The following is a 19550-nucleotide window of genomic DNA, read 5'->3' as shown; positions in this document are numbered from 1 at the left end:
CCTGATATATTATTTGTACCATTTTTTGAAGTACAGCTTACTATTTTAGCTTTACCAAATGTTACTTCATATCCTAAAGCTGATGGCTTACCTTTTGCTGGCCAGTTAAAGTTGTTCTTTCCATTTCCATCTGCTGTACAGCTAGTCATAGTTACAACACCCATTTGATTATTTCTATCAAATCCACTTGCACTGTTTCCAGTAGCACTACATCCAGTTAATACATGGTTATTTGGATCTAAGTGAGCTGCAACTCCAGGAGTTTTATTATCTACTCCACCTAATTTAAATCCATTTCCATCTCCTTTTACTCCATAGCATTCACCATTATAGTTTGCTTGGCAGTTTTTAAATGTAATTGCTCCATGAGTTGCATAGCAGTCATATCCATCATCTGAGTTGTTATCTGATACACATCCATCTAGTACAATTCCTTCTCCTGAATGAAGTTTAATTGCAAAACCATCTGCATTTTCTCCATTTGTTGGTTTATCAACATTGTGATGTGAATGTACTTTCTTTAATGTGTCATAAGAAGCTCCATTTGATAATTGTACTCCTGCATCTCCATTATCATGTACATTTAAGCTTATTAAATTACAATGGCTTCCTTCCATATAGATTCCGTTGTCTTTTGCGTTGTATATTTGTAAATCTTGAATTGTTACGTTGTCTGCATTTACTGTAAATCCTCTTTTACCAGATGCTGATGGTGAAAAGTCTACTTTTCCTCCATTTATACCCTTAACAGTTACTCCCTTAGGTACTGATACTTCAACACTCTTAATTGCTCCATCAATTTGAACAGTATCTCCACTTTTTGCTTTTGATAAAGCATTCTTTAAACCACTGTTACCTTGACTGCTATTTACTGTATAAGTAGTTCCTGATGCAGCATGAGCTGTTACTGCTCCTAAACCTGGTGTATATGCTAATCCTAAAACTAAACTAACTCCTAAACAAAGTGCTTTTACTTTTTTCATAATAAATTCCTCCTAAATTTTATTTAGAAAACATTAGATAACGTTTTCTTAAAACCTTTACATTAAATTGTTTAAATTATTTTTATGTGTTAATTATATACAATACTTGTATACATTTGAAGAAACTTAGCATGAAAGCGCCTTATTTTGTCGTGGAATTTAAATTTTTCATTATTTTTTAAAAAATCACACAGAAAATGTATATTTATTTTATATTTTTTAATTATTTTTTTAAACAAATAATAAACTTTTTACTTTTTATATCTTATTTGTTTATGTAAATACATAAGTTTTTACAACGATAATATAGCTATCACCATACTTTTAACAATAAAATTTTTATAATATTAGAAAAAAATCACAAGATAAAAGTATCTCGTGATTTATTAAATATTAATATACTAGTTTATATTATCTCATTTATGAGTCCTCTTCTATAGGCAGCTAAAAGTAGTTTTAAATCTTTTATCTGTTTCCTTAATTCAATTCCAACATCCGTATCCCCTACTGTTTTTCTTTGAAGTTTCTTTTCTACTAAAGTTGTTGTAGATAATATATCTGTTTCTTTTTCAATAGCCTCTTCAGTAGATGCAAAAGGTTCATGAGATACAAGTTGTAATCCATAAGAATTATATATAAGAGTATATCCTGCTATTCCTGTTTCTCTTCTATAGGCCTTAGCAAACCCTCCATCAATAACAAGAAGCTTTCCATTACATTTTATAGGGCTTTCACCTTTAATATTTTTAACAGGAACATGTCCATTAATTATAATTGATTCCTTTGAAGTTAATCCAAACTCTTTAAAAATCATATTACACATATCTTCATTATCTCTATAATTATAATAACTATTTTTAACTTCTATGTGAGTTTCTTCATCCTTAACAAAGTATCTTTCAAAGGTAGCCATTTCTTCCTTACCAAATAAAGATGAAGTTTCGCCAGTCCACAAATACCACATTATATCCATTCCATATCTCTTTTTCTCTTCATCACTTTTATTAAAGTATCCCTCTCTTGCTAAGGAATCAAACTTATCTAATAAAGCTTTGCCTTTATAGGTTTTACCGTTAATTTTCATACTCTTAAAAGTCATATCCTTATTTAAAGGTATGCATCCATGGAATAAAAGATTAGAATTATATTTTAAATATATACTTCCCTTTGCAAATAAAAATGTAACATGTCTTTGTAATTTCTCACTATTAATAAAAGATGATTTTAGCTTTTCAATAAGCACTCTTTCTTCTTCCGTAAGCTTATATGGATCATTTCTATCAACTGTAGGAAAATACTTATCTTTCAATTCATATTTCTTATCCTTTAATGTTATAGTACCTTTATCAAAATTAATCCTATGTAATAAAAGTCTATGCTGCATTTTAAATTCTGGTCGTCTTTTTATAATTTCATATTCAAGTTTAAATTGTAATATAGTAATGGCTTTATGCATTTTAGCTATAAGCTCTACTTCATGATTATTGTATGTATCTCTACTTACCTTTGGTATAAACTCAGTGCATGGATCGTTTTTATAATATCTTAAAGCAAAGGTTGCAAGGGGCAATAAATTAATGCCATATATATCTTCTATCACATCTAAATTTGCATATCTCGCTGAGATTCTTAATACGTTAGCAATACACTGCTCTACTCCTGCAGCTGCTCCCATCCATACCATATCATGATTTCCCCATTGTATATCTACTGAATGGTAATTTATTAAAGTATCTAAAATAATATCCGGTCTTGGCCCTCTATCATAAATATCTCCTAATATATGAAGTCTATCAATTACAAACCTTTGTATAAGCTTTGAAAGAGCTATTATAAATTCTTTAGCTCTTCCTATATCTATTATAGTCATTATAATTTTTTCATAATAATTCTGTTTATCTATTTCATTTCCTTGCTCATGTAATAATTCTTCTATTACATATCTAAAATCTTCTGGAAGAGCTTTTCTTACCTTTGATCTTGTATATTTAGAAGAAACATATCTGCATAATTGAATAAGTCTATATAAGGTTATTTTATACCAATCATTAATATTACTTTCTTCCTTTGCAATTAATTCAAGCTTCTGTTCTGGATAGTATACAAGAGTAGACAGCTTTCTCTTCTCTGAATCTAGCATTGTATTTCCGAATATTTCATCAATCTTTCTTCTTACTACTCCTGAACCATTTTTAAGTACATGTATAAAGGGTTCATACTCTCCATGTATATCTGTAAGAAAATGTTCTGTACCCTTTGGAAGATTTAAAATAGCCTCTAAATTAATAATTTCTGTAGAAGCTTTTGCTATTGTTGGATATTGTTTAGCCAAAAGTTTAAGATAAGCTTTTCTTGAAACAATCTTATCTTCAATACTCTCTTTCGTTAGTTCTTCATATGACATAATAATCACACCTCAACTTATCTTCATAGTTATATTATGATTATTTTAACATATTTTTCATCAACTTAAATATTTTTTTATATATCCAAATTTTTAAAAATTATCTGAATTATCTTGAAAAATAAGAAGCAAAGGAAGCTCGTCTTCTTTTATTAATATGATTTACTGCTCTCATCTTAAATCTTTCAATTTCTTTATACTTATAAAAGTTTTCTAAATCAATAAGTAAAAAATATGAATCTACAATTAAATATTTTAAGTCTCTTAAATCATTACTTCTTTCTTCATCTATCTGAATTTCATCGCTTTCAACTTTTAAATTTTCATATATATTTTTATACTCTGTAAGCTTTCTTTCTACTTCATGACTATATTCATGAGATTTATCTTCAAGAAGATTTTCTAAAAATAAATTAAAATCTCCATCTATCATCTTATATTTTTCATAAACTTCTACTAATTTCATAATGTATTAACCTCGCTTAAAGTTTCATTTTTTATATAATAGCATATATAAGTATTCATTTCATCAAAATACAACAGTATGGTAAAATAATTATATATTGTAACTTAAAGGAGTGTTTAAAAATGAATGAAGTATTTGAAAATATTATAACTAGAAGAAGTATCCGTTCTTTTAAAAATGAACAAATAAGTGATGAAGATCTTAAGCTAATTCTTAAGGCAGGTACATATGCTCCAAGCGGTATGAATAGACAAACTTGGAAGTTCACTGCTATTCAAAATAAAGAAAAGATTAATAGCTTGGCTAAAGTAATAAGAGAAGCTTTAGGAAGAGATGAAAGTTACAACATGTATAATCCTGCAACAATAATTCTAGTATCTAATGATAGAGACAACACTAATGGCCTTGCAGATTCATCATGTGCTCTTCAAAATATATTCTTAATGGCTAATTCTCTAGGTATTGGCTCATGTTGGATTAATCAGCTAAAAACTATATGTGATGAGCCTTCTGTAAGAGAACTTCTAGATGAATTTGAAATTCCTAAAAATCATATTGTATGGGGAATAGCTGCTCTTGGCTATGCAAATGAAACTCCAAGAGAGCATGCAATTAAAGATAATATCATAAAAATAATAAAATAACTCATAGGGTGAAAAATCCCTGTAAATTACAGATAATATAGGACTTCTTTGATAGATTATTATAACAGAAGTCCTTTTATCATGATAAATAAGAAAACTTAAGTTTACTTAACCTCATATGCAATATACTCATATGCAAATTCATAACCAAGCTTTTCTGCCAGACGAACAGAATTCATATTTTGAGCATCCCAACTTGGATATAATCCTTCATCTAAACAATTTAATATAAGAGCTGCTGAGGCTACAGTTGCTAAATGTTTTCTTCTTTCTGATTCAACTGTATCCACTTCAATTTCTATTCCTTCATTATATCGAGTGTAGGAAGATGCACCTGATACTATCATACCATCTTTTGTAACAACCATTCCTCTACCCATCTCTAAATACTTTTCTTTACTTTGGAATGCAGAAACCAAATCCTCTAACGCAGGATTTTCCAAACATTCATCATAATTGTTTGAATCAATTTTTTCTAATTTATATCCACTAGGAAGTTTATTTATTTCTTCCTTTAGCATATCTCTATCAAATTTTGTGTCCTTTTTTATAGCATATCTAGTAACTTTCTTTGAATCAAGATAACATTTTTCAATTAATTCAGCCCATTTTTCATTTTCAGGTACCATAATGGCAAAACCATATGGTTTATTCATAACTAACTCTCCACTAGGTTCTCCAGCAAAAAATCCAAAACAACCTACAAATGCAAAGGCTGATTTAGGTTTATACAAATCAGTGACATATATCTTTCCCATAACCTTTTGTACACATGAATATATTAATGTTTATTCCCATCCATTAAATAATTCTTTTACTTTTGAAGTATCTTTTATTTCATATATCATCCATCTCACCTCTTAAAACAAAAATTTCCCATTTAACTTTAGCATACCCCTTAAGTATTTGTAAATAATTCCATATATTCAATAGCATCATCTAACTCGTCTAAATTATCCTTAAAAATCTTAATTTAAAGAAAAAATTTCACAAACTGAAAGTTTCACCTAACACAAAAAAAACTTTTTTACCATATAAATTGAGTTTTTTCACCATACTTAACAAATCCAAGTCTTTTGTATAGTTTTTCTGCTTCTCCATCTTTTTCTGCTATAAGATAGTTAGTATTTACTCCATTTTTATGATTTTCTCTTAAAATATTTTTAAGTATATACGTTCCAATTCCTCTTCTTCTATATTCCTTTAATACTCCAAAATCCTCTATCTTACAGATTCCATCTTTAAATAATAATTCATAAGATCCTATAGGCTCATTTTTGTAATAGCATATATATGAACTTAGATTATTACTTTCATCTTTATAAACCTGAATCTTTCTCTTAATTCTCTTAATGGAGTAGCCTCTTCCTAAAACTCCTTCATTGTCCTTTACGCTTATATCTATAAGCTTTTTATATTCTTCCTTACTGCAAACTTTTTTTATAATGATATCTTCTAATTCAGGCATTTCTTCATATTTTTTACTTTCTATGGATAAATAATTAAAAGTATCTACTCTTTTAGGTTTTATTAAAAAACTTTTACTAAAATTTTCATCCACTATATCATTAACTTCAAAATTCAAAAAGTCCTTTCCTTTTTTTATATATAGAGATACCTCTTTATTTATTAGCTCAATTAACTCATTATTTTTTAAATCTTCATTCAAAATAGAAATATTTGATGTATATGTATTTCTAAATTTATTATCATAAAATTCTATATAATTTTCATGTTTTTTCTCTTCTGAAAAACATCTTATATAATCTAACTCCATAGACTTTAATTTATTAATCATTTCCCTCACCTTAAAATTTAAATATTAGAATTATTTTAACATATTTATTGTATTTAGTGACACACTATAAAAGATAATACTACAATCCGCCGGAGATGATTTTATGAATTATAAAATTGCTGATATTAACTCAAATGAATTTAAGGCAATTAAAGATGCAGAAAACTTAGTAAAAAAGGAAACGGGTAAGGATTTTGTACTAATTGCATGGGAAAAATCTAATAATTAATCTCCTAAAAAATACTGTGTTAAAAATACACAGTATTTTTTATCTTTTTAATATCATTTTAAAATTATTAAAAAATATTTTTTTTTAATTTTTTATTGAATTCCCATTAAGTTCCTTGTCGATTTATCGATAATTTATAGTAATTTAAATAATATTTTTTAAGAAAGGATAACTACATGAATAGACAACAAAAGAACACATTACAAACTAACAAACTTGTAATAATAACTATATGCACTATTATAACCGCAATTATTGCTGGTAAACTTGCAGATGTTTTTAAAGGTCAAATACAGCCTTTATCCTTTGCTGCCTTTATAGCAGTTTCTATTATTCTTATTTTATATCTTTATATATTATCCAAGAATGATGAAAACATTTTTAAAATAAAAAACCATGCATATATAGGATTTTATTTACTATATACTTATGCTATGTTCACTAGTACAAGAACTTTAGTTTTTATATATGTATTTCCAGTACTATATATGTACTCTATTTACGGCGAAGTTAAACTAATGAAAAAAATAGCCTCTTCAATAATATCAGTTAATATTTTAAGAATAATATGGCTTATTACTATTATAAATCTTAATGATAAATCTAGTGTTACTGATTATACTATTCAATTTCTTGCTGTACTCGTAGTATGTTGGACTTCAGTACTTGCAACTAAAACAACAAAACAATTTAATAATGAAAGTCTTGAAGATATTAAAGAAGCTAATAAAAATCAAGAACGCATCTTAAATCAAGTCCTAGAAATAGGAAATCTTCTAGATACTCACTCAACTGAAATGTATGGAATAGTTTCTAATCTTGAAGCATCAAGTAAAGTTATGAATGATAATATGAAATCAATGGATGATGGAATTAATAATACTTTCTCTAATGTTGATAAACAAGTTGACTTAACTCAAAATATACATTCAGCTATTATTAACACTGCAAATACAGCCAATGAACTTAATAAAATTTCAAATTTAACTATTGATGAAATGAATTCAGGTATAGAAATTGTAAAAAAACTTACTGATAAGAAAATTATTATGAATGAGTCTGGACTTTCTGCTCATAATGCAATGCTTGAATTAGAAGAAAAAACTAAGAAAATAGGAAATATAACTAATACTATTTTGGCTATAGCTGATAAAACTAATATACTTTCACTAAATGCAGCAATTGAAAGTGCAAGCGCTGGTGAAGCTGGAAAAGGCTTTGCTGTAGTAACTAAAGAAGTAGGAGAACTTGCTTCTCAGTCAACTGAAGCTGCTGCTAATATAGGAAAAATCATATCTGAACTTCAAGAAATAGTAAAGGTTTCTGTAGATTCAATGGAAAAGCTTGTTAAAGCTAATTCTCAGCAGGATAAACTTATACAAGATACTGAAAATATCTTTAATAGAACTTTAGATAATATGTATAATGTTCACTCAGAAGTAACAGAAGTTTCTAATGGAATTAATTCTGTTCTTGACTTTAATAACAAAATAATAAGTAGCATTGAGAATATTTCTGATTCAAATGAACTAGCAAAAACTGCAATGTCAAAAACTTCTTCTGCTACAAATACAACTTTACTTCATATAGATGAAACTAAAAAGATTACAGAAGAACTTGTTAGTGCGTCTGAAAAATTAAAGGAATACATATAAAGTAATAAAAAATACCGTATTAACGATAAAAATCATTAATACGGTATTTTTTAATAGTTCTTTCTCCATAAAGATGGACTAAATAGTATTAACATTGGATAAATTTCTAATCTTCCGGCAAGCATACAGAAAGATAAAACAATCTTACTAAAGCTTGAATAAATAGAAAAGTTTCCTGTTGGCCCTACTAGATTAAGACCTGGTCCTATGTTACTTAATGTAGTTATTACAGAAGTACTTGTTGTTACAAGATCAAAACCATCAAAGGATAATATAAACATAGCTATTAAAGCTATTATTGTATATGCTCCAATAAATAGAAATACTCCTGATATAGTTTCTTCTCCAACTACTTTTCCGTCAATTTTAACACTTTGAATTCTTTTTGGATGTAGAATTTTATTTATTTCTCTTTTAATAGCCTTTAACATAATTACTACTCTTATAGTTTTAATTCCACCTCCTGTAGAACCTGCCATAGCTCCTACAAACATTAAAAATACTATAATTGTTTTACTAACTGAAGGCCATAAGTTAAAATCTGCTGTAGCATATCCTGTTGAAGTTACTATGGAAGCTACCTGAAATGAGCTTAATCTTATAGTTTCTCCTAAGTTTCTTCCATAAAAATCATAAATATTAAAGGATATTAATGCAATTGCTGATACAATTATTAAAGCATAAAACTTTAATTCTTCATTTCTTAATGCATTTTTTATATTACCTTTTAATACTTGATAGTATAGAGCAAAATTAATTCCAAAAATAATCATAAATACAGTAACAATCCAATCAACTGCTGAATTATGATAAGCACCTATACTTGCATTCATATTAGAAAATCCACCAGTACCTGCTGTTCCCAGTGCTGTTATAAGAGAATCATATAAAGGTAATCCTGCCATTACTAATAATATTGTTTGAACTATAGTTAATACAAAATATATTATGTAAAGAATCTTAGCAGTTTCTTTTAACTTAGGTACAATTTTACCTGGATTTGGTCCTGGACTTTCAGCTTTTAATAAGTGAATTGTACTTGAACCTAATGAAGGAATAAGTGCAAGCATGAAAATAAGTATTCCCATACCTCCTATCCAGTGGGTAAAACTTCTCCAAAATAATATTCCCTTTGGAAGGGACTCTACCTCTGTTAAAATTGTTGCTCCAGTAGTAGTAAAACCTGATACTGTTTCAAAAAATGCATCTACAAAAGATGGTATAGAGCCATCAATTACAAATGGAAGTGCACCTACTACTGAAATCATTATCCATGCAATTCCTACTGTTATAAACCCTTCTTTTGCATACATTTGTTGCTTGTCAATCTTAATCCTACAAAGAATAAGTGATGCTAAACCAGATATTAATATGGTTGCTATAAACCCTATAGGATTTTCTCTATATATAAGTGTTACAAGTAAAGGTATAAATAAAAGTAAAGTCTCATATTTTAATACATTACCTATAACTCTTAGGGCAAATCTATAATTCATTAGCTATTTGCACCCCCCAATAAATATCTCATTGATATCTAATAGGGTATGATCCTTTGTTATTACAATTACTCTATCACCTATTTTTATGCAGTCATCACCTGTTGGTATTATTATTTTGTCTTCTCTTACAATAACAGCAACAATGCAATCTTCATCAAATTCAATGTCTTTAAGCTTAACATCTATATATTTTGTATTTTCACCTGCAATAAACTCTACTGCTTCTGCATGGTCATTACATATTTTATAGATATGATCTATTGAGCATTTTTTATTATTCTTTAATCCTCTAACATAACCTATAATCTTATTAGAAGTTATAAACTTAGGATTTACTACAGAATTAATACCAACATTATCAGCTATTTGTGCATAGTTATCTCTTGTAATTTTAGTTATTATATTACCAACATTTTGATTTGCTGCAAATAAAGCTGCAATTAAGTTATCTTCATCTCTACTTGTTAAAGTAATAAAACTATCAACTTCAGGAAGACTTTCAGATAATAAAAGATCCTGATCCATTCCATCACCATTAATAATTATGCTATTAGGAAGAAGCTCTGTAAGTTCTCTGCACTTTTCAGTATTTCTTTCGATAATCTTACAATTAACCCCATATTCACTTACGATTTTAGATAAATAGTAACTAATTTTTCCTCCTCCAATAATCATAGAGCTTCTAACTTTCTTTTTATATTTTCCAAGATATTTAAAGAAGTTTTGAATATTCTTTTCTTCACCAATTACATATACTCTATCGTCTTTTCTTATAACAAAGTCACCATTAGGTATTATTACTTCATCATTTCTTTCTACTCCACAAAAGAGTACTTTTCCTCTTACGAAATCTATATCACATATTCTTTCATCTACAAGCGAACTTTTATTAACTCTAAACCCAACAAGATTAACTCTTCCCTTTGAGAAGCTGTCAATGCTATAAACTGATGGGAATTTAATAAGTCTTGATATTTCATATGCAGTTTCTTTTTCTGGATTTATAACCAAATCAATGCCTACTGCTTTAGTTAGAATTGTAATATCTTCATCATAATCAGGATTTCTAACTCTAGCGACTGTGTATTTAACACCTAGCTTTTTAGCTGCAAGACATGAAAGCATATTAAGTTCGTCACTATTAGTAACAGAAATTAAAAGGTCTGCCTCTCTTATTCCTGCTTCATCTAATACCTTAAAATTAGTACAATTTCCTTTAATACACATAACATCAAGATTATTTGCTATCCTCTCAAGTGCAAGATCTTTATTGTCGATTATTGTTATATTATCATCTTCTCCAGACAAATATTTTGCCAGAGAATATCCAACTTTTCCTGCACCAACTATAATAATATTCATTTTTTTGTCTCCTTGTACTCAAATCACTATTATTGTATTTTTCAATTATACATTATAGAGTAATTTATCTCAATTCACATAAAACCCTATTTTTTTCTGTTTATATATCTTTATAAATAGATTTCAACTTCATCTACGTTTTTACACCCTCATATATAATATATCACTTTTATATTTTCTTTAATACTTTTCTCTTTTTATTAATATAGTAACAATTTTTATAATAAAAAAATAGTATATATAAATATACTAATTATCTATTATTAGAGGTGAGTAAATGAATCCTTTACTAAATATGCTTCTAGGTACTATGCTAAATGGTGGAATGATGGGAAACAATATAATCAGCCAAAATCCTCTTATGAATATGTTTATGGGAGGTATGAATAATAATAGTAGCATGATGGGAAATAATCCTTTATTAAGCATGCTTATGGGTGGTATGAATAATAATATGAATAATCAAAATCCATTTTCTGATATGATGCGTAATATGAATGGAAATCCTCAAAATATGGGACAGCCAAACATTAACCAAAATAATAATCCTTTGATGAATATGCTTAGTATGTTAATGAATCAAAATGGTAATCCTAATATGAATGGAATGAACATGAATCCTGACATGATGAATTCAAAACACCACCATAGACATAGACATTAATTAATGAAATATCTATTAATTAAAAAACTCGTATATTTTAAGTACGAGTTTTTTAATTTTCTTATTTCATTTTCTTTTTTATACCTTCATATAAATATTGTAAATATTCAATATTAACATTTTCTCTTTGAAGATTTTCTAATCTTTCTTCAATATTTTTAATTGTAAATTTTGCTTCTTTAAAATCCTTTTGCTTAATACAAATACTTGTATATCCAAGTAGATAATCAACCTTCTTAACTTCTCTAGCTAAGTCTTCTCTATCTTCATTTACTAAATCTAATAATACTGAATATATTTTTGCGCTGGTAGTATCCTTAGCTGTAAATAAAAAATCATTGTGTTTGCTTGTTACTTTTTTCATTTTTTCTCCTATTTTTCTTTTCTAACTATTTTATCTTCTAATAATTATATACTAATTTATTTTCTTTGTCTTCTACTTCAAATATATACAGTTTTCCATATTTCCATTAAAATTAACCTGGAATATTTCATTATCAAATCCAAGGCATTTATTTACCTTTTTATTTTTTTCATTAATATAGAAAAATAATATATTACTATAATTTTTTCTAAGATATTTTTCTTTTTTTATAAGAACTTCTCTGTCATTATCATCTATAATATTATTATTAACATCTTCTGCAAAAATTAATGCCTTACATCCATAATTATATACACTTTCTATAAATTCCTTTCCAGTTGCCTCATATAAATTCTTTTTATTAAGGTTAACAATAACTCCATAATATATTTTATATTTATATAAAGTTTTTACTGCTTTAATAAAGAGTTCAGATTCATTTTTTCTATCTCCCTTAATCCTTAATATAGGTATTATATTTCTATTTTCATTAAAAATACTTATACTATCTTCTGTTATAGTTTCTACAGAAACAAAAGTGGGAAACACTATACTCTTTACCTTTGCTGCTTCATATAAAATATCTTTTCTGCCTAATGGTTCTCCTCCTGTAAAGGCAAAAGATAGCACCCCCATATTTTTAGCTCGTGCTATTATTTTACGCCATTCACTAATACTTAAGGTATTTTCATTATCATAAATAATTTTTTTATTATTTCTCTTATAGCATCCTCTACAGAAAAAATTACAATTACTATTAAGGCTTCCTATAATAAGCTTAGGAACTCTTTCACCCTTTTCTTTGTAAATTCTACGCCTTCTTTTGGCCATTTTTAAATTCATTCCAAATTTAACTATGAAGGCTGCTTCCTTAGGATTTTTTGTGGCATCCTTTAATATATTTTGAAAGACATTTATAACATACTTTTGCAAATTATTATCTCCTAATTCTATTGATATATTAATTTCTATGCTATAACATTAATTTTCATAATCTTTTTTACTTATAATAAATTTAATTTCACCTAAACTTTTCACTTAAAGTGGACCTTCGCTATATTTAAAAATACATAAAAACATTATTTTTTCTTATTAATATCTATAATAAGCAATACACTAAGTATAAAGGCAAGCAAAAAACCAATAAATCCCAGCGCTGGTATTCCTAAAATTCTTGGTTTCATTTTTGTAATACAAATAATACTTGAGCCTATAAAAAGACCTACTGATATCATTCCTAAAACTATTTTATTTACCATATTATTTATTGATATAAGAGATTCTAAAGAGCCTTTAAGTTCTAAATTCAACTTACTTTGTCCCTTAATTGTCATATTAATTAAATCTGATAATTCTCCAAATAAGAAAGTTGCTTTTTTTCCAGAAAAAATCAACTGTTTTATTATATCTAAAATTTGATTTTGTATTTTCATTTCCTTTGCTAAATCACTTTTTAAATAGTTTTTTATTATGTCATAGAAATTAAATTCTGGACATAAATCTTTTATAACTCCTTGTATAGTAAGTATACCTCTAGATAACATTGATACCCCTTTAGGCATAGATATATTATTCATTTTAGCTACTTTTAAAAACTCATCTAAAATATCACTTATGTCCATATCACTTACATTCATCTCAGCATACTTACTTACAAGAAAGTCTATATCTTCATAGAGTTTGCTATGATCAACTTCACCATTTATTTTTCCTATTATTAAAATAACATTCTTAATTCCATTTATATCTCTTTTTACAAATGATAAAATAGCCTGTCTTAATAACTTTTGATCCTTTGCTGATATCCTCCCCATCATTCCAAAATCAAGCCATACAATTTTGCCTTGGGTAATACATATATTACCTGGATGAGGATCTGCATGAAAAAATCTATCCTCTAGCACCTGTTTCATATAATTATTAATAAGTTTCTCTCCTATATCATTAAGATCATAACCTAAGTTTCTTAATTTCTCTTCTTTATCTATCTGAATTCCTTCTATGTATTCCATAACAAGAATTTTAGAATTAGTATATTCCATAATTACTTCAGGCCATTTTATATATTTAATATCCTTATTTAACTTTGCAAATTCCTCTATATTTTTTGCCTCTATTAAAAAATCCATTTCTTCTTTAGCAACCTGCCATATTTCATCAATTACCATGTTAAAATCAATAACCCCATCTACTATACCTGTAAATTTAATCATTTTTAAGGCCTGTTTAAGTAAAATTACATCTCTAAACATAATTTCATAAATGTTTTCTCTTTGAATTTTAATAGCTACTACTTTTCCATCTTTTAATTCAGCTTTATGCACCTGTGCAATTGATGCTGAACCAATAGGTTTTTCACTAAAATTATGGAACACCAAAGAAAGAGGTATTCCATAATTTTTTTCTATTATCTCCTTTACTTTTTCATAAGACAAAGGCTCTACACTATTTTGAAGTTTTTTAAGTTCTTCACAATACTCCATAGGAAGAATATCATTTCTCATAGACATAATCTGTCCAAGCTTAATAAATGTAGGCCCAAGTTTTTCAATTATAACTCTAAATTTTTCAGGATTAATTCCCTTTGTAATCTTTTCTTCCTTAAGTATTTCTAATATTTCAATAAGCCTTTTTCTATGATTCTTCATTTACTTCAGTTTGGTCTTCATTTAATTTTTCCTTAATCTTTTCTAATTCTTCTGGAGTCATCTTTTCCATGGCCTTTAAAACCTTATTCATTCTTTCAGACTTTTCTTCTTCTGCCCATCTTTCTTTAACATCCTTTTTCTTATCATTAATTTTTCTTTTAAGTTCTTCATTTAATACTTTTCCCTGCTCTACAGTAACTTCACCTTTTTTAACTAACTCATCAACAATATCCTTCGACTTTTCTGCAGATGCAGCAACTGCTCCAATACCAACTAATAAAATCTTTTTTAATTCTTCACCAAATACACTGCTCATAAAATCACTCCCTTTTTATATATTGTAATATTTTTACAATATTATGATAAACTTTCATAAGGTATGCATTTTGTAATATAGTAATAGTAAAAATAAGAGCCAAGAACAATTCTTGACCCTTATAATAATTATTTTCTATTCTTTTTTGAATTCACCTTATTTTCATACATATGTTTATCAGCTCTTTTTAAAGTATCATAAATACTTCTGTCTTCTTCTTCATTAAACTCTGCAAAACCAAAAGCAAAGCTCATATCACTTTTGCTAATTTTTATTTTTTCTCCCATTTTTTCAAAGATTAATTTAAGCTCCTCATATTCCTTCTTGGAGGACACTATTACAAATTCATCTCCACCAGTTCTATAGAACTTTCCTAAATCTTCTATATTTGCTTCTATATACTTAATGATTTTAGCTATATAAGCATCTCCAGCTTCATGACCTTTTGAATCATTTACTATCTTTAAATTATTGATATCAATCATTACTATAACTGTACCATTACACTTATTATGATTTCCATCAATTTTTTTCATATCCCTTTCAAATGCACGACGGTTATTAATGCCAGTAAGTATATCATTATAAGCTAAGTTCTTATAGACCCTTGCTTTCTTTCCAATCAAAAGAGAATTTGTTAATTCTGTAAATACATCATATGCTAAAGTACCTATATAAAAAACAATTCCTATTCTAGAAAAAATGAAATAAAAGTTTGCTTTTAATAAATCGTTATTAACTACATCTATTAATATAGTTATAGACATAAATATAAAAGCCCAGTCTGCAGCTTTAGTTACCTTTTCCTTTTTAACAAATACTTTATATAAATGTTCCTCAGTATAAATAAATGATTCTATTAATAAGCAGATATTAGCAAACATTATTCCTTCTTTTAAATTAAGAATTCTATATGTCATTAATGTATTAGCAACAATAAAACTTAAAATAGGAAAAGTTATACTTATTATTGAAAGTTTACTTTTTTTATATTCAAAATAATGAAGAATTACAACCATAGGTATAAGCATACTAATTTCAAAAGATATTATATTTAATACATTACCCTGTACTATAAGTCTTGCCATATTGGTATTAATTAAAAAGACTATAGAAATTAAAATTGATAATATAGATAAATACAATAAATTATTACTTTTCTCTATTCTTATAGTTATAATCCACAATATAATAAGTAAGAAAGAAAAGAAAATAATCACTAAACTTATTAATATACTAGGCATATCATTTATCATAACATTCCCTAATATAGCATTGGTATCATTAACAAAATTTATGGTTTTTAAGTCATATAATTCATTATCTTCAGATGAGTTGTCATATATCTTAACTTCTTTACCTATGTATTTATCCTTAATCTTAATAACATGCCATTTATACTTACTTAAAGAAAACAAAATGAAATTATTATCATAAGAATATACCTCTTCATCACCAATATACACTTGTATTGCTCTATTACTTGACTTAAAAAAAAGAAAATTATCTTCTAGTGCCTTGTTTGCTAAAGTATATGTAACAGAAATTTTTGTCTTTCCTGTATCACTCACCTCAACACTTAGCATATTTTTATCATTTATATTGAAATCTATTTTTTGATCTTTTAATATAGCAATTGTAAGACCAATAAAAATAAGAAATATTAACATATATAAGTATTTAAATTTATTTCTCATATTCAAGATTAACCTACCTTTAATTATGGTATACATATTTGATAATTCTAAACTTGCCCTTATAAATATCCCACTATTATTAATATACTTATATCACATTTCTTTTCACATCTCAACAAAACTATCTTCTCAAAATACAAGAAGAAATTAATTTATATAAAAAATATAATTAATATTATAATTTTAATATAAACTTTTTAAATATTTCTTTTAATTTAAATTTATTTTTCATAATATTTATTAAAAATTTACAGGATAGTGATTTTAATATAAAATTTAAAATCACTACCCTGTAAAATAATACTAGAATCTTTCTATTTTTCTAGATTTTCAACTAATTCTTTCATGTATCCATCCTCAAAAGGACTCTTTAAGCCTACATTATGAAGCATATTTTGGAAACTATCCTTTGCTGATTCCTTTGCAAAAGCTAAATATTTATCCCAAGCCTTTTCATAATCTTTTTCCATCATAATTTTAAATTGCAGTGCACATGTTTGAGCTAAACAATAATCAATATAGTAGAAAGGAACTTCATATATGTGTTTTTGAAGTTGCCATCTACGTCCTTCTCCTTGGAACTCATCATTTTTAAATGCTAAATGAGGTTTATATTCTTTCTCTAGGTTTTTCCAAACCTCTCTTCTTTCTTCAGGAGTAAGTTCTGGTTTAGAATATATAATTTCTTGGAATTCATCTACCATACATCCATATGGAATAAATGCTACTGCATCTTCAAAATGCATTTTTCTATAATTATCTGCTTCATCTCCAAAGAATAATTCCATCCATTTCTCTGCAAAGAATTCCATTGACATTGAATGTGTTTCTGCAGTTTCCATCTTTATATTATTATGTTCCATTATTTCATCATTTCTAGTTATAAAGCCTTGGAATGCATGACCACTTTCATGAGTTATAACATCTACATCTCCACTTGTTCCATTAAAGTTTGCAAATATTATTGGTGCTTTATAATCAAATAGCATATCCATATATCCGCCGCCAGCTTTATTAGTTCTACCTAAAACATCAAATAATTCATGATCTAACATAAAATCAAAGAACTCTTTAGTTTCTATTGATAATTCACTATACATTTTCTTACCTGCAGCAAAAATATCATCAGGAGTTCCCTTTGGTGCTGGGTTTCCGTCTGCAAAATATATACCTTCATCAACTGAATCCAATTTTTCAAGACCTAATCTCTTTCTTCTTTCTTCATGAATTTTGCTTGTAAATGGTACAAGATATTTTTTAACTTGTTCTCTAAAGTTTCTTACTTCTTCAATACCATAAGTTGTTCTTCCCATATTATAATATCCAAGTTCAACATAGCTTTTAAGTCCAAGCTTCTTTGCCTGAGCATTTCTATTAGAAACAAGTTTATTATAAATATCGTCTAACTTATCTTTAATTTTTTCTAAAGCTTCATTTCTTGCTTTAACAGCTTTTATTCTCATGCTTCTATCTTTAGAAGTAAGATATTTTCCAAGTAAGGATAAATTTAATTCTTCTCCTTCAAAATCTATCTTTACTTCAGCTAATAATTTTCCGTATTCTGATACTAAAGAATTTTCTTCTTGCTTTAATGGGATAAGTGAATCATTAAATGATTTTAAATCAAATTCTATATCCTTAAAAGCTATCTTTCCTATTTTTTCTTCCATAAAGCTTCTGAATTTAGTATTAAATAATTCCTTTTTATATTCATTATCAAAAGCTGTTATTTTTGGTTCTATTTCATCATAGTAATCTTGTTCTTCTTCATAAAACTTATCTACAACATTTCCATTATGCCTTAATGCAGCTAAAACAATAGCTGTCTGCATTTTTTTTATAAGTTTATAATATTTTTTATGAACTTCAAACTGTTCTTCTCCAGTCTTAGCTTCTTTAAATTCTTTTAAAATAACTTTTCCTTCTTCTTGAAAAGCTTCAATAGTAACTCTTTCATATGGAAGAGTATTTAACTTAAAGTTATTATTCTCCATATACTACCTCCTAAAATTTAAATTTTTTAGCAAAAAACTTTAACATTATAGTATATATTATATGTTAATATTATTATAAATTCAATTATTTGTTTCTAATGTTATGAAATTTAAATCAAAATATAATATATATTATGATATTTTTACTAAATATATTTAATAACAACATCAAAAACAACTATATTTCTTACTTCAAATATTACTTGTATTCTTATTTATAAAAATATGTATAAATTCGACATATTTATTTATCTTTTAACCCTTGTATTTATTAATAGAAGACAGAGGAAATTCTTATTTTATCTCTCTTCTACTAATATTATAAAGTAATCTTATATATGAAAAATAAACTCCTTTTCAAACATGGAAGGCTGATTTGTTTCCTACTACAACCCTGAAGACTTAAGTCTTGACGCAGTATCATAGGTAAAAATACCCTTAAATACTTTTGTTCGGAGTATATTTTTTAAAAATATTTATTTTTGTCCTTTATAATAATATCTATACTTTTCATCTTGATTAAAAAAGTCTGAATAATCTAACTGAACCTCCCACGACTGAAGTCGCAGGGTTCTTGGTCGATAGCACTAATGTGCTAAGCAAACCCAAGCTATCCCCGTAGTTCCTACGGTTCTTATATATATTATCTATTTATATAGTTATATTTCTTAATCCTTCGTTTAATATATTTATCGCTGCATTTATATCTCTATTATGTTTTGCATTACATTTAGGACAAATCCACTCTCTAATATTTAAATCTTTTACTTCCTCATTTTTATATCCACATTTGTTGCATAATTGTGAACTTGCAAAAAATTTATCTA

The 19550-nt window shown here is 26.8% G+C and carries 18 protein-coding genes and 1 riboswitch; of the genes, 4 read left to right on the top strand and 14 right to left on the bottom strand.

Annotation, left to right across the window (positions count from 1 at the left end; genetic code table 11):
- The 3 genes from BM384_RS07975 to BM384_RS07965 all read right to left on the bottom strand — a co-directional run.
- On the bottom strand, positions 1 to 983 hold a 983-nt coding region (locus BM384_RS07975), incomplete at its 3' end, for a right-handed parallel beta-helix repeat-containing protein (protein WP_090012700.1).
- Positions 984 to 1389: 406 nt separating this feature from the next.
- A complete protein-coding gene (locus BM384_RS07970; protein WP_090012699.1) occupies positions 1390 to 3387 on the bottom strand; it encodes a fructose-1,6-bisphosphatase in 1998 nt (665 codons plus the stop codon).
- A gap of 109 nt (positions 3388 to 3496) precedes the next feature.
- Entirely contained in the window at positions 3497 to 3853 is a 357-nt protein-coding gene (locus BM384_RS07965) for a hypothetical protein (protein ID WP_090012697.1), read from the bottom strand.
- 122 nt (positions 3854 to 3975) lie between these two features.
- Between BM384_RS07965 and BM384_RS07960 the strand changes: the two genes are divergently transcribed.
- The gene (locus BM384_RS07960; protein WP_090012695.1) at positions 3976 to 4497 is read left to right on the top strand and encodes a nitroreductase family protein; all 522 of its coding nucleotides are present in this window, start codon (positions 3976 to 3978) and stop codon (positions 4495 to 4497) included.
- Between the two features lie 104 nt (positions 4498 to 4601).
- Here the strand turns inward: BM384_RS07960 and BM384_RS07955 are convergent, their stop codons facing one another.
- Positions 4602 to 5279: a GNAT family N-acetyltransferase gene (locus BM384_RS07955; protein ID WP_347455056.1), complete on the bottom strand. Its 678-nt coding sequence runs from the start codon at positions 5277 to 5279 to the stop codon at positions 4602 to 4604.
- Between the two features lie 245 nt (positions 5280 to 5524).
- The gene (locus tag BM384_RS07950; RefSeq protein ID WP_090012694.1) at positions 5525 to 6295 is read right to left on the bottom strand and encodes a GNAT family N-acetyltransferase; all 771 of its coding nucleotides are present in this window, start codon (positions 6293 to 6295) and stop codon (positions 5525 to 5527) included.
- 103 nt (positions 6296 to 6398) lie between these two features.
- On the opposite strand from BM384_RS07950, the gene BM384_RS18490 reads away from it, so the two are divergent.
- Positions 6399 to 6524 carry a hypothetical protein gene (locus BM384_RS18490; protein ID WP_278280899.1) on the top strand — a complete coding sequence of 42 codons (126 nt, stop codon included), beginning with the start codon at positions 6399 to 6401 and terminating at the stop codon, positions 6522 to 6524.
- 176 nt (positions 6525 to 6700) lie between these two features.
- The gene (locus BM384_RS07945) at positions 6701 to 8179 is read left to right on the top strand and encodes a methyl-accepting chemotaxis protein (protein ID WP_090012692.1); all 1479 of its coding nucleotides are present in this window, start codon (positions 6701 to 6703) and stop codon (positions 8177 to 8179) included.
- Between the two features lie 50 nt (positions 8180 to 8229).
- Here BM384_RS07945 and BM384_RS07940 read toward each other — a convergent pair whose 3' ends face one another.
- Positions 8230 to 9675 (bottom strand): TrkH family potassium uptake protein, encoded by a 1446-nt coding sequence (locus tag BM384_RS07940; RefSeq protein WP_090012690.1) that lies wholly within the window; start codon positions 9673 to 9675, stop codon positions 8230 to 8232.
- A 3-nt stretch (positions 9676 to 9678) separates the two neighbouring features.
- Complete coding sequence (gene trkA / locus BM384_RS07935; RefSeq protein WP_090012689.1) at positions 9679 to 11040, bottom strand: Trk system potassium transporter TrkA; 1362 nt, start codon at positions 11038 to 11040, stop codon at positions 9679 to 9681.
- Between the two features lie 277 nt (positions 11041 to 11317).
- On the opposite strand from trkA, the gene BM384_RS07930 reads away from it, so the two are divergent.
- Positions 11318 to 11704 carry a hypothetical protein gene (locus BM384_RS07930; protein ID WP_090012687.1) on the top strand — a complete coding sequence of 129 codons (387 nt, stop codon included), beginning with the start codon at positions 11318 to 11320 and terminating at the stop codon, positions 11702 to 11704.
- A gap of 61 nt (positions 11705 to 11765) precedes the next feature.
- Here BM384_RS07930 and BM384_RS07925 read toward each other — a convergent pair whose 3' ends face one another.
- The 7 genes from BM384_RS07925 to BM384_RS07895 form a co-directional block, all read right to left on the bottom strand.
- Positions 11766 to 12068 (bottom strand): hypothetical protein, encoded by a 303-nt coding sequence (locus tag BM384_RS07925; RefSeq protein WP_090012685.1) that lies wholly within the window; start codon positions 12066 to 12068, stop codon positions 11766 to 11768.
- A gap of 72 nt (positions 12069 to 12140) precedes the next feature.
- Positions 12141 to 13001, bottom strand: coding sequence for a radical SAM protein (locus tag BM384_RS07920; protein ID WP_090012684.1), 861 nt, complete (start codon positions 12999 to 13001; stop codon positions 12141 to 12143).
- Positions 13002 to 13147: 146 nt separating this feature from the next.
- Complete coding sequence (locus tag BM384_RS07915; protein ID WP_090012682.1) at positions 13148 to 14716, bottom strand: ABC1 kinase family protein; 1569 nt, start codon at positions 14714 to 14716, stop codon at positions 13148 to 13150.
- Positions 14703 to 15032, bottom strand: coding sequence for a phasin family protein (locus BM384_RS07910; RefSeq protein ID WP_090012680.1), 330 nt, complete (start codon positions 15030 to 15032; stop codon positions 14703 to 14705). Before BM384_RS07910 ends, BM384_RS07915 begins: the two co-directional genes overlap by 14 nt.
- Positions 15033 to 15160: 128 nt before the next feature.
- Complete coding sequence (locus tag BM384_RS07905; protein WP_175537316.1) at positions 15161 to 16729, bottom strand: GGDEF domain-containing protein; 1569 nt, start codon at positions 16727 to 16729, stop codon at positions 15161 to 15163.
- A 314-nt stretch (positions 16730 to 17043) separates the two neighbouring features.
- A complete protein-coding gene (locus BM384_RS07900; RefSeq protein WP_090012677.1) occupies positions 17044 to 18723 on the bottom strand; it encodes a M3 family oligoendopeptidase in 1680 nt (559 codons plus the stop codon).
- A 334-nt stretch (positions 18724 to 19057) separates the two neighbouring features.
- Positions 19058 to 19193, bottom strand: a riboswitch (molybdenum cofactor riboswitch).
- Between the two features lie 181 nt (positions 19194 to 19374).
- A partial coding sequence (locus BM384_RS07895) for a zinc ribbon domain-containing protein (RefSeq protein ID WP_139232072.1) occupies positions 19375 to 19550 on the bottom strand: 176 nt, incomplete at its 5' end.

The organism is Clostridium sp. DSM 8431, from assembly GCF_900116755.1.
Lineage (GTDB): Bacteria > Bacillota > Clostridia > Clostridiales > Clostridiaceae > Clostridium.
Note: the sequence above shows the minus strand (reverse complement) of the source record. Positions and strands in the feature narration are given on the sequence as shown.

Excerpts from the sequence above, each read along its gene's own strand:
- BM384_RS07970 (WP_090012699.1), bottom strand. The coding sequence starts at position 3,387 with ATGTCATATGAAGAACTAACGAAAGAGAGTATTGAAGATAAGATTGTT.
- BM384_RS07965 (WP_090012697.1), bottom strand. The coding sequence starts at position 3,853 with ATGAAATTAGTAGAAGTTTATGAAAAATATAAGATGATAGATGGAGAT.
- BM384_RS07960 (WP_090012695.1), top strand. The coding sequence starts at position 3,976 with ATGAATGAAGTATTTGAAAATATTATAACTAGAAGAAGTATCCGTTCT.
- BM384_RS07950 (WP_090012694.1), bottom strand. The coding sequence starts at position 6,295 with ATGATTAATAAATTAAAGTCTATGGAGTTAGATTATATAAGATGTTTT.
- BM384_RS18490 (WP_278280899.1), top strand. The coding sequence starts at position 6,399 with ATGAATTATAAAATTGCTGATATTAACTCAAATGAATTTAAGGCAATT.
- BM384_RS07945 (WP_090012692.1), top strand. The coding sequence starts at position 6,701 with ATGAATAGACAACAAAAGAACACATTACAAACTAACAAACTTGTAATA.
- BM384_RS07940 (WP_090012690.1), bottom strand. The coding sequence starts at position 9,675 with ATGAATTATAGATTTGCCCTAAGAGTTATAGGTAATGTATTAAAATAT.
- trkA (WP_090012689.1), bottom strand. The coding sequence starts at position 11,040 with ATGAATATTATTATAGTTGGTGCAGGAAAAGTTGGATATTCTCTGGCA.
- BM384_RS07930 (WP_090012687.1), top strand. The coding sequence starts at position 11,318 with ATGAATCCTTTACTAAATATGCTTCTAGGTACTATGCTAAATGGTGGA.
- BM384_RS07925 (WP_090012685.1), bottom strand. The coding sequence starts at position 12,068 with ATGAAAAAAGTAACAAGCAAACACAATGATTTTTTATTTACAGCTAAG.
- BM384_RS07915 (WP_090012682.1), bottom strand. The coding sequence starts at position 14,716 with ATGAAGAATCATAGAAAAAGGCTTATTGAAATATTAGAAATACTTAAG.
- BM384_RS07910 (WP_090012680.1), bottom strand. The coding sequence starts at position 15,032 with ATGAGCAGTGTATTTGGTGAAGAATTAAAAAAGATTTTATTAGTTGGT.
- BM384_RS07905 (WP_175537316.1), bottom strand. The coding sequence starts at position 16,729 with ATGAGAAATAAATTTAAATACTTATATATGTTAATATTTCTTATTTTT.
- BM384_RS07900 (WP_090012677.1), bottom strand. The coding sequence starts at position 18,723 with ATGGAGAATAATAACTTTAAGTTAAATACTCTTCCATATGAAAGAGTT.